Below are 13,665 nucleotides of genomic sequence, written 5' to 3' on the forward strand. Positions count from 1 at the left end.
GAACGGGGCCGCGAGCTTCTGAATACTGGAAGGAAGCATCATTCCTAAGTGAGGCGGTGGCGGCGGTGGGCGGCGGTGCGAAGGATATCCGGAGGCGCCTGGAGCGCGCCGCTGAGGTCCGGTCCTACCGCGGAGCCGGCATCAGCGCCGAGGAGGAAGCCGCGCTCGACGCCCTCGATGCGCAGGAACGCGAGAAGCGCAAGAAGGTAAGTGACGCAGCCCGGGCAGAATACCTGGTCCGCGATGCCATGGCGCAGGGCAAATTCGACAACCTCAAATACGCTGGCAAACCGATTCCGGGGCTGGGGGAGCGGTACGACCCCGACTGGTGGGTCAAAGGGCTCATCCAGCGGGAGAACCTCAGCGGGCTTGGCCCCGCCGCGATCCTGCTCCGTACCGAGGACGCGGAGCTTGATGCCAGGCTCGATGCCCAGTACACGGAGCAGCAGGTGCGGGACATCCTGCAGGACTTCAATCGGCGGGTCATCGATGCCAGGCGCCAGCTTCAGGGTGGTCCGCCGGTGGTCACCAAGACCCGTCTGGTGGACGAAGAGGTGGTGCGGTGGCGCGAACGCCGTGCCGCCCGTCCTGCAGAGGCGCCGCCGGAACCGGAACCGCGGCACTCGTGGTGGCAGCGGCTGTGGAAGGGGACCGGCTAGCGGGTTGCTTCCACGACGGGTGGTTTCCGCCTATGGGCGGGCGCTGGGTGAGGGACTCGGGCCGATCATCGATGGTGGAGGAGGCGGGAACGGCCCGGCGGGATAGAGCGGCACTACCTTAAGCATGTAATTGGCCCACTGCGGTCCGGCGATCATGTAACCGTCAAGGCGGGGGTAGAAGGTGCCGTTGATGGTGACGTTCTGCCCGGGCCGCTTCTGTCCCTCGAGTGCGTCGCCGAAGAACGATGCGGTGGCGAGGCCGGTGGTGTAGCCGACGATCCACGTGGAACCGTTGGTGTTCGAGGTGCCGGTCTTGGCCGCCACCGGGAATTTGTTATGGGTTTTGGGGTTGATCCAGACGCCTGAGCCCTTGATCAGCACGTCCTGCAGCACACTGTTGACCCCGCGGGCCACATCCGGCTTCACTGCGTTCCGGCACTCGACCGGCTGGGCCGGCAGGGTGCCGCCGGTGGCATCCTTGACGTCTACCAGCGCAATGGGTGTGCAGTAGCGGCCGTCGTTGGCAAAAGTGGCAAAGGCATTAGCCAGGTGAAGGGGAGCAACTCCGATCGCCCCCAAGAGGTTGCCCAGCTGGTGCATGTTGATCGGGGTCCCGTCGAGCCCGCTGTGGAGGCCCACAGCGTCCACCATCTTCTGGATGCCGCAGAAATCAAGCTGTGCGGCTGTGGCAAACGTGGCCGTGTTGATCGAGTTGTAGAGCCCATAATTGATGGGCATCTTCCGGTAGAAGCCCTCCTCGGCGTTCTGCAAGTCATCAGCGGCGCCCAGCTCCGGGTTATTCTGGGCGGTGCTGTAGGCGCCCAGCACCTTTCCGCAACTGGACTTCCATGGGAATCCCAGCGGATACACGCGCCGGGACGCGTCCACTTCCGCTGTCAGCGATTTGCCCTCGTTGAGCCACTCGGCAAAGGTGAACGGCTTCATGGTGGACCCGGGCTGGAAACCGCCGGCTCCGTTCAGGTCGTTCCCCTGCGGATCCTTGGCATCCACGTTGAAGTTCAGTTGGGTGTCGAACTTCCCCGGTTCGGGAAGGAACACGGTGTTCTGGGCCATGGCCAGGATCTTGCCGGTCCCGGGCTGCACCGTCACCAGCGCCGCTCCCCACCGGTCCGGGTTGGGCCCGGCCGTACCGTCCACCTGCGCCTGGGCGGCCGCCTGCAGCCTGCTGTCCAGGGTAGTGACGATGGTGAGGCCCCCGCGGTACAGCTTCCTCTGCCGCTCTATCAGGCTCGCCCCGTAGGCAGGGTTGTTCAGGATGAGATGCGAGATGTAGTCGCAGAAGTAGGGCGCCATCGAGGCGTTGGCGCAACCTTGCCGCTCCGGACTGATTTTGAGTTCAATGGGCGTAGCCACGGCTTCGTCGTGCTGGGCCTGGGTGATCATGCCTTGGCGGAGCATCTCCGAGAGCACCTGGTTCCGGCGGACAATCGACTTGTCAGGGTTGACCGCCGGGTTGTAGAACGTCGGGCTGTTGACGAGTCCGGCCAGCAGGGCTGCCTGCGGAAGGTTGAGGTCCTTGGCGGTGGTGCTGAAGAAGTAGCGTGAGGCTGCCTCGATGCCGTAGGCGTCGCTGTTGAAGAACACGATGTTCAGGTATCCCTCGAGGATCTGCTCCTTGGTGAACTTCTTCTCCAGCGCAATGGCCAGTTTCATCTCGCGCAGCTTGTCGCCGACGTCTTTTTGCCCGCTCAGGATCACTTCATCCGGCCTGTCCTGCGAAAGGCGGGCCTCATTTATCACGTTGGTGACATATTGCTGCGTGATGGTGGAGGCGCCCTGCTGGCTGCCCTTGGTCAGGTTCGATATCAGGGCCCGCACGATCCCTTGGGGATCAATGCCGGCGTGCTCGTAGAACCTGCTGTCCTCAATTGCCACGATGGCATCCCTGATATAGGGCGACATCTGGTCCAGGGGGATCCTGACGCGGTTCTCCGCGTAGAAGGTGGCGATCGGCTGGCCGTCGGACGTGAGGACCTTGGTGGATTGCGACGGCGGCTGGACGGTCAGTTCCTCCGGCAGGCTGTCGAAGAAGCCAATGGAGTTGCTGACACCGAAGCCGGCGGCCGCCACGGCCGGAACGACCAGGCTGGCGGCCAGGACGCCGCACAGGGCACTCGCTGCCAGGAATCCGAGGAACCGTCCCAAGGCAAGGCTGAAACCGCGGCTGCGCTTCCTCTTCTTCGCCATTCTTCAGCCCTCAAGCCTAGGGGTGCCAAAAGACTACGCCGGTGGGAGGGTGCGATCCACACCTGGAAGATCAGGATTTGGTCACGCCGAAACCATTGACTGGCCGATAACTAGCGACATATCGTTAACTATCGCTGAAAAGCGAAGCGAATACTACAAAAGTGAAGGGAGATGCCACCATGAAAGGCATTCCTGAAGGAAAATTTCCAGGGCCTGGATTCGGCAGGGGTCGGTTTGAGCGCGCCCGGGGCCTGAGGGGTCCGCATGGGCACCGGGGCGGCGGGTTTGGCCCTGGCTTTGGACCCGGGTTCGGACCGGGCTTTGGGCCTGGCTTCGGCCCGGGGCTGGGGCGTGGTCCACGAAGGGCCAGCAGGGGTGACGTCCGTGCCGCCATCCTCTCGCTCCTGGCGGAAGCGCCCTCCAATGGTTACGGATTGATCAAGGCGATCGCCGAAAAAACAGGAGGAACGTGGCGGCCCAGCCCCGGGTCCATTTATCCAACCCTTCAACAACTCGTTGACGAGGACCTGATCTCAGCGCTCAGTGAGGGCCGCGGGACGGAGTTCACCCTTACGGACGCGGGCCGGGCCTACGTTGCGGAGCATGCAGAGGAGATGGAAAACGCCTGGAACGCCGGGCAGGACAGCCCGGACCGCGACTTCCACCAGAGCATCGGGAAACTGATGGGCGCCATTCACCAGTTCCGCAGCGGGGTCACCGAGGAACAGCGCGCCGCCGCCATCGAAAAGATGGATGAGGCCCGCCGGGCGCTGTACAAGATCCTGGCCGACTGATCAGGCGAAAGAGTCTTCCTTGCTGTGCTGTGCAGTCGCCCCGGACACCGCGTTGGCGGACCTGTCAGGGGCGGACACTGCGGCAGGGGAGGGGGATGCGGCATGCGGCAGCGGGTTGAAGCCCGCTCCGATTTCCCCGAACGCATAGGCACTCTCGGCATGTTCGGCCAGGTCTACACCGGCAGCCTCCGCCTCGTGGCTGACCCGGAAGCCGATGGCCTTGTTGATGGCACGGCCAATGACAAGGGTTCCGACGCCGGAAAGCAGCAGGGTGATCACTACGGCCGCGGTCTGCGCGATGAGCTGCTGGACACCGCCGCCGTAGAAGAGCCCGCCGCCCAGGCCGTCTGCCGGGAGGGCGATGAAGCCCAGCGCGAGGGTGCCGATGAGCCCGGCGCCGAGGTGGACGCCCACCACGTCCAGGGAGTCATCCAGGCCGAACCGGTACTTGAGGTCCACGAAGACCGCGCAGGCAGCTCCCGCCACCAGGCCCAGGCCCACTGCAGCCAGCGGGCTGATGTTGGCGCAGGACGGGGTGATGGCCACAAGCCCGGCCACCACGCCGGACGCCGCGCCGAGGGAGGTGGGGTGGCCGTGGCGGATCTTCTCCGTCACCAGCCAGCTGAGCATGGCGGCGGCCGGAGTCACCAGCGTGTTCACCCAGATCAGGCCGGCCTGTTCCGCAGATGTTGCGGCCCCGCCGTTGAAGCCGAACCAGCCAAACCACAGGATGGCAGCGCCGAGCATGATGAAGGGGACATTGTGCGGCCGGTGGTTGGGGTCTTTCGCGAACCCGTGGCGCTGTCCCACGATCAGGGCCAGGACCAGGGCGGCCGTTCCGGAGCTGATCTCCACCACGGCGCCGCCCGCGAAGTCGATGACCTGGCCGAACACGGCGGTGACTGCGCCGCCGGCGCTCATCAGCCCGCCGCCCCACACCATGTAGGCGAGCGGGCAGTACACAACCGTGATCCAGACGGGTACGAACAGGGCCCAGGCCCCGAACCTGGCGCGGTCCGCGATGGCTCCACTGATCAGGGCAACGGTGATGATGGCGAAGGTGGCGCTGTATCCGGCCTTGATCAGGTCGGCGGAGCCCATCAGGTTCTGCAGGCCGAAGTTGGCAAACGGGTTGCCGAAGAGGCCCAGCACGCCGTCGCCCGTTGTCATGGAGTAGCCCCACAGGACCCAGACAACCCCTACGATCCCGGCGGAGATGAAGCTCATCATGATCATGTTCAGTGCGGCCTTGGCCCGCGTCATGCCGCCATAGAAAAGGCCAAGCCCGGGCGTCATCAGCAGTACCATCGCGGCTGAAATCATCAGCCAGACATGTTGGGCAGAAATCTCCACCTGCGGGTCCCTTCGCGTTGCGCCTCGAAGCGGGGCGCTCTTCCAGGCCCTCGCATTTCCCCCGCTGTCCATCTTTCGGGTTTTGTGTTTCGGGAAATGCGCCTCAAAGTTGCGTCCGCGTTACAGAAACGGCCGGTGTGTGAAGTCCCCGTGTCCGTTATGTTTCGGCTGTGTAAACAGCTGCCATCCGCAAGGGCGCGGGGTTGCCGGTCTTCGCTCCGTAGACCCCGCAGTACAGGGGCGGGCGGGATACAGAAGGTGAGAAGCGTCGTCGCACGCTGGACATGGGGAGATTACGGCGCGGTGAACGGGAGCTCACCGCTCCGGCGCGTTGAAATGCCCGGCCTAGAACTGCCGGGCGTTGGCCAAAACCGGAAGTTTGGCGCGCACGTCGTCCACCAGGGACGGGTCGATATCGACGACGGCGAGTTCCGGCTTTCCGCCCAAGGTTGCCACGGCGGTGCCAAAGGGAGTGATTACGGCACTGTGGCCGATGCCCGTGGGGGCTGTGCCTGCAGGGCCGACGCCGATGGTTTCGGGATCGCCCTGGCCGCAGGCAACCACGAAGGTGGTGCTGTCCAAAGCGCGTGCCCGCACCAGGAGGTCCCACTGCTCGGCCTTGCCCTCTCCCGCGCCCCACGACGCGCACACGATGTTGACCTGTGCACCCCGGCGGGCGTTGGCGGTGAAAAGGGCGGGGAAGCGGACGTCGTAGCAGGTGGCAAGTCCGAACACCGTGCCATTAAGTTCAAAGGTCACCGGAGCCAGGCCCGCGTCCACTGTCTTGGATTCGGCGAAACCGAAGGCGTCAAAGAGGTGGACCTTGTCGTATGAGGTGTCCAGGCCGGGGCCTGTGACCAGGAGGGTGTTGCGGACCCGGCCGTCCTTTCCGGGCGTGAACATCCCGGCCACGATCGCAATGCCCAGTTCCCTGGAGATGGACCGGACTTCCCCGGCCCACGGACCGTCCAGCGGTTCGGCGATGTCGCGGAGGGAATGGCCAAAGGCGCGCATGGCGGCCTCGGGGAACACCACCAGCTCCGCGCCGGCGGCCTTGGCCTGTGCAGCGTAGTCCCGGATCAGCTCCAGGTTGGCTGCGGGATCTGCGCTGCTGATGATCTGGGCGACTGCAAGGCGCATGGAACTCCAATCTCTTCACGGCGCGGTGCGGCTCCGGTGCAACGATGCCGTGCAGCTACTGCTTGTAGCCTTCGACTTCGTTGACCGGGCGGGTTTCGGCGTCATTGGGGTTCTCGCCGGAACCGGCTTTGGCCCTGCGCTGTCGCAACAGGTCCCAGCACTGGTCCAGGCTTTCTTCCACCTGCTTCAGCCGCGCCTTGTCCGGCACCTGGCCGTCTCCGGATGCCTCGCGGAGGGAGTGCTCCTCTTCCACAAGGGACCGGATGCGCGCCAGGAGATCTTCATCGTTCATGTCTACCCCTTAGGCCGGAACGGTTTTCCCTCAGCGTACGCCTGTAACATCAGAATCATGCCCACTGTGCTTGATATGGCAGGTCCAATCCTCGAGATGCTCACCTGGTTGTGCCTGCCCGCAGGGCTCGGACTGCTCTTCTATACCGGGTTCCTCCGCCGCTTCGTTCATCCCTGGGCAGTAGCCGAGGCCGTGGTGTATTCCGACAGCACAGGGGTGGGCTTCCGGTGGTTCGACCGCAAATTCCAGGTGCACCACGCGCCCATGTCGCCCCATGACATCAGGGAGCTGGCGGTGGGCGATACCCTCCCCATCTACTATCACCCCAAGCGCCCCACCCAGTGGCAGACCTCGGCGCCGGAAGAAGCAGGGAGGACTGCATCCGTGCTGGGCCGCTGCCTCACCGCCATCGGCGCTGTGGCCCTGCTCGCCGGCTTTGTCCTGCCGATGTTCTAGGTGTCCGCCGACGGCTTCAGCCGGCAAGGACCACGCCGATGCCCAGGCCGCCCAAGGCGACCCCTGCGAAAGCCGTCCAAAGCACCGCGGTGATGTCGGCGTCGAGCCTTTCCCGGGAAAGTCCGCGGGACCTGGCACTGTACCGGCGCCGTTGGGTCAGGTAGATGGCCAGCGCTGCGGCTGCGGAGACGGCGAACAGCAGCAGGATGGGAAGGCCGTGCTGCGGGAGCCAGCGCAGGAAGATGGCGCTGACCGTCACCAGGGCCAGCATGGTCCGGCCCCAGGCGAGCGAGGTTCGCTCCGGCTGCAGGCCGGGGTCGCCGTGGCCGCCGGCGGTGCGTGACGCCGCCACCAGGTCAGCGCCAGAGGATGAAGACGAGGACGACGGCGGCCGCCAGGGCGCCTGCCCCGGCCAGCAGCGGAACAATGAGCGGCAGCGGCAGCGGCGCCTTGTTCCGCATGCTGCGCTCCACGCGGAGCCACCGCACGGCCGATCCCGCGCTCAGCAGCAGTCCCAGCAGGAGCAGCAGCACCGCCAGGCCCTTGCGGACCGGTTCCAGGAAGAGCCCGGCGGTGAATGCCTCGATGGCGATCCCACCGGCCAGCAGCGCGAGCGACGTGCGGATCCATGCAAGGAAGGTGCGTTCGTTGGCGAGGGTGAACCGCGGGTCCGGTTCTTCTCCGCCCGGCAGCAAACGCTCGGCGATTTTCCCGCGCGAGGGTGGGACGGAAGCGCTGGCGGGCTGCTCGCTGTTGGTCACGGTGCCAGTTTAGCCATGGGCCGGCCTGACTGGACGGCGGGAATGCCCGGGGCGCCGGTGCAGTTGGGGCAGGTATGGAGCGCATCGGATTTCTTTCCTTCGGCCACTGGGGTCCCGGGCAGGGCTCCCGCACCAGGACCGCCGGCGACGCCCTCCTTCAGGCCATTGACCTTTCGGTGGCCGCGGAGGGGCTCGGACTGGACGGGGCGTTCTTCCGCGTGCACCACTTCGCCCGGCAGCAGGCCTCGCCGTTCCCGCTGCTTTCCGCGATCGCCGCCCGCACCAACAGGATCGAGATCGGGACCGGCGTCATTGACATGCGGTACGAGACCCCGCTGTACATGGCAGAGGAGGCCGCGGCCACAGACCTGATCAGCGGCGGCAGGCTGCAGCTCGGCATCAGCCGCGGTTCCCCCGAGCCCGCCCGCCAGGGTGCGGCAGCTTTCGGGCACGTTCCCGAGGCGGGGGAGACTGACGCCGACATGGCCCGCCGGCACACTGCCCTCTTCCGGAAGGCAATCACCGGCGCGGGGGTGGCGGAGGCGGACCCTCGGTATACAGGCGGAACCAGGGGACTCCTGCCCGTCCAGCCCCAGTCACCCGGGCTCGCGGAGCGGATCTGGTGGGGAGCCGGCACCAGGAAAACTGCGGTCTGGGCCGCGGAGCTGGGCATGAACCTGATGAGTTCCACCCTGCTCACTGAAGATACCGGTGTTCCCTTCCACGAACTGCAGGCCGAGCAGATCCGGCTGTTCAGGGAGGCCTGGACCGCAGCCGGCCATGCCCACCAGCCGCGGGTTTCGGTGAGCCGCAGTGTCCTCCCCATCGTGGACGCAGAGGACAACATGTACTTCGCCGGCAGCGCCCTGCGCGACAGCCGGGACCAGGTGGGAACCATTGACGGACTGACTGCCAGGTTCGGGAAAAGCTATGCAGGCGCCCCGAATGTCCTGGCGGAGCAGTTGGCGGCCGACACTGCCGTGCAGGCCGCGGACACCCTCCTGCTTACCGTCCCCAACCAGCTGGGTGTGGACTTCAATGCCAAGCTTTTGGGCAACATCGCCCGCTATGTCGCACCGGCACTTGGCTGGAAGGCGGCCCGCCCCTGACGCGCTAAGTGCATGCCGTAACCTTGCCGCCTTCCCGGTTAATATCAGCCGGCCCACGCGTAAAGCGGTAAAATAAGCATACTTACTGAAGACTGGGGAACCTTCTGCACACCGCAGCCGTTACTCTTATAGTGCGGCTTTGGGGGGCTTAGCGCCCTCATTACAGCGTGACTGCGGAACGGTCATATAACGAAGAGAGAGAAATATGGCCCGCGCCGTTTTAGGCTTTATCCCATGATCCGGCTACGTCAGCTGGCCCAGGCGGCCTCCGTCCTCACCACGCCCTTGGCGCCGGAGGACATCCTCGCGCTGTTCAACCCCGTCTATTCTGCGCGGCAGCTTCGCGGCGTGGTCACCCGTGTGGTCCAGGAGACGGCGCAGTCCGCCACGATCTTCTTCCGGCCGGGCCGCGGCTGGCACTCCCACCTGGCAGGCCAATGGGCGCGCATCGGCGTCGAACTTGACGGCGTCCGCCACTGGCGGTCCTACTCCCTTAGCGCCCCTGCTGGCAAGGACCCTGCCATCACCGTCACCGACGTCGGGGCGGTGTCCGGCACCCTGGTGCGCACCACGAAGCCGGGCGATGTCCTGTTCCTCGCACCGCCGCAGGGCGACTTCGTGCTCCCCGAGCACCCCCGGCCCCTGCTGATGGTCACCGCGGGGAGCGGCATCACTCCGGTGATGTCCATGATCCGTACCCTTGTTCCCCGGCGTCCGGATGCCGACGTCGTGCTGGTCCACTCGGCCCGCACGCCCGGTGACAGCCTGTTCCGCGAGGAACTTGCCGAGCTCGCGGACCAGTTCCCCAACTTCCGCCTGGCCCACTGGTACACCGGCGAACAGGGCCGGATGGACCTTACCAACACCGACCAGCTGGACGAGATCTGCCCGGACTGGAAGGAACGCTCGGCGTATGCCTGCGGTCCGGACAGCTTCCTGGACGACGCCGAAGCCCTCTGGAAGCGGGCCGCGCTGACTACCGCGGCTCCGGGCTCGGACGTTGCTGTGGCAGGTGACCCCGGGAACCTAATGATTGAACGGTTCAACACCACGTTCAACGCCGGCGTAGGGCACGACGGCGGCCTGGTCACCTTTGAAGCGTCCGACAGGGAAGTGGAAGCCGACGGCGACACTCCCATCCTGGACGTCGGTGAGGACGCCGGCGTGCTGATGCCCAGCGGTTGCCGCATGGGTATTTGCCACAGCTGCCTCACACCCCTCCTGGCCGGACAGGTCCGGGACCTCCGCACCGGGGAAATCCATGGCGAGCCCGGCCAATTGATCCAAACGTGTGTCTCGGCAGCCGCCGGACCCGTCAACCTCGAAATCTGAGGAGCACCACGGTATGTCTGTAGTTACACCCAGCAAAACCACCGCCGGAGATGCCTCCCACCAGGAGAAACCTGCCGCGGGAAGCAGGACGCGCCCCGGGAAGCTGGCCGAATCCGGCAGCCCCACGGTGCGGCCCCCGGCCGCCGCCCACCTGAGTGATGAACAGGTGGCGGAACTCGGGCGCGAACTGGACGCCATCCGCGACGAGATCCTGGCCAAGCGCGGGGCATCCGACGCCGCCTACATCCGCCGCGTCATCAAGGTCCAGCGCGGCCTGGAGATTTCCGGCCGCGCCGCGCTGCTGGTCAGCAAGAACAAGGCAGCGTGGGTCACCGGCACCACGCTGCTGAGCCTGGCCAAGATCCTGGAAAACATGGAGATCGGGCACAACGTCCTGCACGGCCAGTGGGACTGGATGCGGGACCCTGACATCCACTCCACCACCTGGGAATGGGACTTCGTCACGCCGTCGCGCTCCTGGCAGCACACCCACAACGACCTTCACCACCGCTGGACCAACGTGGTGGGCAAGGACAACGACGTCGGATACAACCTCCTGCGGATGGACGAGAACCAGCCGTGGAAGCCCTTCAACCTGGGCAACCCGCTCTACAACGCGATCCTTGCTCCCCTTTTCGAGTGGGGCATCGCCATCTACGACCTCGAGCTGACCGAGTACCAGGAAGGCAAGAAGTCCAAGGAAGCGCTGCTCAAGGACCTCAAGGCCCTTGGCAAGAAGGTTGTCACCCAGTTCACGAAGGACTACGCCGCAACCCCCGCGGTGGCCATGCTGACCGGCTCCGGCAAGCAGGCGCTCTACGGAACCCTGACAGCCAATGCCGTCCGCAACGTCTGGGCCCACGCGGTCATCTTCTGCGGCCACTTTCCCGAAGGCACTGACACCTTCACGGAGGAAATGGCCGAAGGCGAAACCCGCGGCGACTGGTACATCCGCCAGATGATCGGCTCAGCCAACATCTCCGGGTCCAAATTCATGCACATCATGACCGGTAACCTCTCGCACCAGATCGAACACCACCTCTTCCCGGACCTGCCCTCCAACAGGTACGCCGAGGTGGCGCCCAAGGTCCGTGAAATCTGCCAGCGCTACGGCTTGAACTACACCACCGGACCGCTGCTGAAGCAGGTTGGCTCCACCTGGGGCAAGATCTTCAGGCTGGCCCTGCCCGGCAAGGCCGCGAAGGCCTGACCCGCCACGTCTGCAATTGCACTGCGATGCACCCCCGGTTCCGGATCATCCTGGAACCGGGGGTGCATTTGTGTTCCCTGTGCTCTCGCATTTTCCGAGGTCAACGGCGCATAATTGATCCACACCCGCCGCCGTGGCCAATGGAGGACTCATGCGGATTGTCGGAGCACTGATTGTCATTTGGCTGATCATCGGCGGCGTGGCTGCCTGGCAGCGCGGCTACTTCGGGGGAGCGCCCGGAAACTGCGCAGAGGCGGGCACCATTGCCATCACCATTGCCGCCGGCCCGTTGAACTACATGGGAGCCAATCCCCAGATCAACTGCGAGCTTCCGCAACCTTCCCAGTAGCGGGACCGCACCGGGGACCTGGCACCAGCCGGGCCTCCCGCCTGGGCTGTACTGGACGGCGGACCGTCCTAGAGTAGGTACTGCGAGGGCATTGCACTGCGGCCCGCTCCGCATCGATCCCACAGTCTCGAAAGGACCCGCCGCGATGGCTTTCATCACCGTAGGAACCGAAAACAGCACTGACGTCGAGCTCTACTACGAAGACCACGGGTCCGGCCAGCCCGTTGTGCTGATCCACGGCTACCCCCTGGACGGCTCCTCCTGGGAGAAACAGACCGCCGCCCTGCTGGACGCCGGCTATCGCGTCATCACCTACGACCGCCGCGGCTTTGGCAAATCGAGCAAGGCCACCGGGGGCTACGACTACGACACGTTCGCAGCGGACCTCGACACCGTGCTGACAACCCTGGACCTGAACGACGCGGTCCTGGTGGGTTTCTCCATGGGCACCGGAGAGGTGGCCCGCTACCTGGGCACCTACGGCTCCGCCCGGGTGGCACGGGCAGCCTTCCTTGGCTCCCTTCAGCCCTTCCTGCTCAAGACCGGTGACAACCCCGACGGCGTTCCGCAGGAAGTCTTCGACGGGCTGAAAGAATCCGTCACGGCTGACCGGTACGCCTTCTTCACCGACTTCTTCAAAAACTTCTACAACAGTGACGCTTTCCTCGGTACTGACCGACTCAGCCAGGAGGCCGTCAATGCCAGCTGGAACCTTGCCGCCGGGGCCGGGGCCACTGCTTCCGTGGCAGCCCAACCCACCTGGCTCACCGACTTCCGCGCGGACATCCCCAAGATCGACGTCCCAGCACTCATCCTCCACGGCACGGCGGACAACATCCTGCCCATCGATTCAACGGGACGGCTGTTCGCCAAGGCGCTGCCCAGTGCCGAGTACGTGGAGATCGAGGGCGCCCCGCACGGCCTCCTGTGGACGCACGCCGCCGAGGTCAACGAAGCGCTGCTGCGTTTCCTCGCCAAATAGGGCCCCTCGGAAGTGAGAGAGCGTCGGGCCGAAGGCCGCGTTAAGTGAGAGAGCGTCCGGCCGGGTTTATGTTGTTGTCTCTGCGGGGACGCCATGCCTCATATCCAGGCAGGCAGCCAGGCTGGCAGGGGGATTTGCCGGATATGTGAGGGGCCTGTGAAAGCTATCCGTCGTAGTGGGTCCGTGCAGGCCCCTGCCCCAGCGAATTGACCACAACGGCGGCCACGTCATGCAGCTTTGAATTACGGGTGCTGGACGCCGTCTTCAGGATCTCGAAGGCGTCCTGCTGGCTGCACCGGTTCTGCGCCATGATGATGCCCACTGCCATGTCGATGACCGTACGGGATTCCAGGGTGGCGCGGAGGTTCGCCGCGGTTTCGCTGTAGTGGGCAAAGCGGACCGCAAGCCGCAGGGCAAGGGACGTCTGGCCCACGAAGTCTTCGGCAAATTCAAGGATGCGTGACTCAAAGCGGTGCGGCCGGGGCGAGTACAGCAGCAGCGCCGCCTTCGTTTCGCCCTCCAGCTGGAAGGGCAGGGCAAGGACGGAACGGACGCCTTGGGCCAGGACGGCAGAGGAATATTCAGGCCAGCGGCCGTCATGCTGCGCATCCGGAACGCTGATGGACTCCTGCGTGGTGGAAGCTGCCAGGCTGGGCGTCTCGCTGAACTCGTACTCAAGCTGCGCGATGGCCTTCGCCTCCGGGCTGCTGCTGGCTACCGTGGCTGCCTTGCGCTGCCGCAGCAGGGTGATGGCGCACATGATTTCGTCGCCGGGCTCGGAAAGGTTGCGGGCGGACACCTGTGCCAGTTCATTAAGGAAGTCCTCAACGTCAGGGCTGCTGAGGACCAGTTCATGCAGGTGCTCGGTGATGGATGTATCGGGTTTTGCTGTTGACTCGCTGGCCACGGTTTTTTGGTGCCATTCGCTCAGGACAACCCGGCGCCTTCGAGCATCCCGCCGCAATGCCGGCCGGTTATGAAGGTCGCTGGATCGAAGAACTCTCCAACGGCCTGCTGCTA

15 protein-coding genes are annotated in these 13,665 nt (G+C 65.2%); 8 read left to right on the top strand and 7 right to left on the bottom strand.

Translation table 11 applies throughout. The features are described 5' to 3' along the window. The first annotated feature begins 65 nt into the window (after nt 1-65). A complete protein-coding gene (locus tag Q9R30_RS11760) occupies nt 66-659 on the top strand; it encodes a DUF1992 domain-containing protein (RefSeq protein ID WP_311217726.1) in 594 nt (197 codons plus the stop codon). Nucleotides 660-689: 30 nt separating this feature from the next. Here the strand turns inward: Q9R30_RS11760 and Q9R30_RS11765 are convergent, their stop codons facing one another. Continuing rightward, nucleotides 690-2,867, bottom strand: a complete 2,178-nt coding sequence (locus tag Q9R30_RS11765; protein WP_311217690.1) for a transglycosylase domain-containing protein — start codon at nt 2,865-2,867, stop codon at nt 690-692. A 179-nt stretch (nt 2,868-3,046) separates the two neighbouring features. On the opposite strand from Q9R30_RS11765, the gene Q9R30_RS11770 reads away from it, so the two are divergent. Beyond that, the gene (locus tag Q9R30_RS11770) at nt 3,047-3,661 is read left to right on the top strand and encodes a PadR family transcriptional regulator (RefSeq protein WP_104999859.1); all 615 of its coding nucleotides are present in this window, start codon (nt 3,047-3,049) and stop codon (nt 3,659-3,661) included. Here the strand turns inward: Q9R30_RS11770 and Q9R30_RS11775 are convergent, their stop codons facing one another. The 3 genes from Q9R30_RS11775 to Q9R30_RS11785 form a co-directional block, all read right to left on the bottom strand. Beyond that, nucleotides 3,662-5,014 carry an ammonium transporter gene (locus Q9R30_RS11775; RefSeq protein WP_311217691.1) on the bottom strand — a complete coding sequence of 451 codons (1,353 nt, stop codon included), beginning with the start codon at nt 5,012-5,014 and terminating at the stop codon, nt 3,662-3,664. 345 nt (nt 5,015-5,359) lie between these two features. Next, nucleotides 5,360-6,154, bottom strand: a complete 795-nt coding sequence (locus Q9R30_RS11780; protein WP_311217692.1) for a carbon-nitrogen hydrolase family protein — start codon at nt 6,152-6,154, stop codon at nt 5,360-5,362. Nucleotides 6,155-6,209: 55 nt separating this feature from the next. After that, nucleotides 6,210-6,446 (bottom strand): DUF2630 family protein, encoded by a 237-nt coding sequence (locus tag Q9R30_RS11785; RefSeq protein WP_311217693.1) that lies wholly within the window; start codon nt 6,444-6,446, stop codon nt 6,210-6,212. 57 nt (nt 6,447-6,503) lie between these two features. Between Q9R30_RS11785 and Q9R30_RS11790 the strand changes: the two genes are divergently transcribed. Further along, nucleotides 6,504-6,902 carry a hypothetical protein gene (locus tag Q9R30_RS11790; protein ID WP_311217694.1) on the top strand — a complete coding sequence of 133 codons (399 nt, stop codon included), beginning with the start codon at nt 6,504-6,506 and terminating at the stop codon, nt 6,900-6,902. A gap of 16 nt (nt 6,903-6,918) precedes the next feature. Here the strand turns inward: Q9R30_RS11790 and Q9R30_RS11795 are convergent, their stop codons facing one another. Both Q9R30_RS11795 and Q9R30_RS11800 read right to left on the bottom strand, forming a co-directional pair. Next, on the bottom strand, nt 6,919-7,254 hold the full coding sequence (locus Q9R30_RS11795) for a DUF202 domain-containing protein (RefSeq protein WP_104999081.1): 336 nt from the start codon (nt 7,252-7,254) through the stop codon (nt 6,919-6,921). 4 nt (nt 7,255-7,258) lie between these two features. Beyond that, a complete protein-coding gene (locus Q9R30_RS11800) occupies nt 7,259-7,663 on the bottom strand; it encodes a DUF202 domain-containing protein (protein WP_311217695.1) in 405 nt (134 codons plus the stop codon). A gap of 74 nt (nt 7,664-7,737) precedes the next feature. Between Q9R30_RS11800 and Q9R30_RS11805 the strand changes: the two genes are divergently transcribed. The 5 genes from Q9R30_RS11805 (at nt 7,738) to Q9R30_RS11825 (ending at nt 12,645) form a co-directional block, all read left to right on the top strand. Then, a complete protein-coding gene (locus tag Q9R30_RS11805) occupies nt 7,738-8,772 on the top strand; it encodes an LLM class flavin-dependent oxidoreductase (protein WP_311217696.1) in 1,035 nt (344 codons plus the stop codon). Nucleotides 8,773-9,006: 234 nt separating this feature from the next. Beyond that, nucleotides 9,007-10,104 (top strand): ferredoxin reductase, encoded by a 1,098-nt coding sequence (locus tag Q9R30_RS11810; protein ID WP_104999078.1) that lies wholly within the window; start codon nt 9,007-9,009, stop codon nt 10,102-10,104. 13 nt (nt 10,105-10,117) lie between these two features. Then, nucleotides 10,118-11,314, top strand: coding sequence for an acyl-CoA desaturase (locus Q9R30_RS11815; RefSeq protein WP_104999077.1), 1,197 nt, complete (start codon nt 10,118-10,120; stop codon nt 11,312-11,314). A 151-nt stretch (nt 11,315-11,465) separates the two neighbouring features. After that, nucleotides 11,466-11,663 carry a hypothetical protein gene (locus Q9R30_RS11820; RefSeq protein ID WP_104999076.1) on the top strand — a complete coding sequence of 66 codons (198 nt, stop codon included), beginning with the start codon at nt 11,466-11,468 and terminating at the stop codon, nt 11,661-11,663. A gap of 145 nt (nt 11,664-11,808) precedes the next feature. Next, complete coding sequence (locus Q9R30_RS11825; RefSeq protein ID WP_104999075.1) at nt 11,809-12,645, top strand: alpha/beta fold hydrolase; 837 nt, start codon at nt 11,809-11,811, stop codon at nt 12,643-12,645. Between the two features lie 163 nt (nt 12,646-12,808). On the opposite strand, the gene Q9R30_RS11830 is transcribed toward Q9R30_RS11825, so the two are convergent. Continuing rightward, the gene (locus tag Q9R30_RS11830; protein WP_104999074.1) at nt 12,809-13,552 is read right to left on the bottom strand and encodes a GAF and ANTAR domain-containing protein; all 744 of its coding nucleotides are present in this window, start codon (nt 13,550-13,552) and stop codon (nt 12,809-12,811) included. Nucleotides 13,553-13,665: the final 113 nt, after the last annotated feature.

The sequence above is a fragment of the Arthrobacter sp. AB6 genome (assembly GCF_031844545.1).
Lineage (GTDB): Bacteria > Actinomycetota > Actinomycetes > Actinomycetales > Micrococcaceae > Arthrobacter.

Excerpts from the sequence above, each read along its gene's own strand:
- Q9R30_RS11780 (WP_311217692.1), bottom strand. The coding sequence starts at position 6,154 with ATGCGCCTTGCAGTCGCCCAGATCATCAGCAGCGCAGATCCCGCAGCC.
- Q9R30_RS11785 (WP_311217693.1), bottom strand. The coding sequence starts at position 6,446 with ATGAACGATGAAGATCTCCTGGCGCGCATCCGGTCCCTTGTGGAAGAG.
- Q9R30_RS11815 (WP_104999077.1), top strand. The coding sequence starts at position 10,118 with ATGTCTGTAGTTACACCCAGCAAAACCACCGCCGGAGATGCCTCCCAC.
- Q9R30_RS11765 (WP_311217690.1), bottom strand. The coding sequence starts at position 2,867 with ATGGCGAAGAAGAGGAAGCGCAGCCGCGGTTTCAGCCTTGCCTTGGGA.
- Q9R30_RS11825 (WP_104999075.1), top strand. The coding sequence starts at position 11,809 with ATGGCTTTCATCACCGTAGGAACCGAAAACAGCACTGACGTCGAGCTC.
- Q9R30_RS11805 (WP_311217696.1), top strand. The coding sequence starts at position 7,738 with ATGGAGCGCATCGGATTTCTTTCCTTCGGCCACTGGGGTCCCGGGCAG.
- Q9R30_RS11810 (WP_104999078.1), top strand. The coding sequence starts at position 9,007 with ATGATCCGGCTACGTCAGCTGGCCCAGGCGGCCTCCGTCCTCACCACG.
- Q9R30_RS11820 (WP_104999076.1), top strand. The coding sequence starts at position 11,466 with ATGCGGATTGTCGGAGCACTGATTGTCATTTGGCTGATCATCGGCGGC.
- Q9R30_RS11790 (WP_311217694.1), top strand. The coding sequence starts at position 6,504 with ATGCCCACTGTGCTTGATATGGCAGGTCCAATCCTCGAGATGCTCACC.
- Q9R30_RS11770 (WP_104999859.1), top strand. The coding sequence starts at position 3,047 with ATGAAAGGCATTCCTGAAGGAAAATTTCCAGGGCCTGGATTCGGCAGG.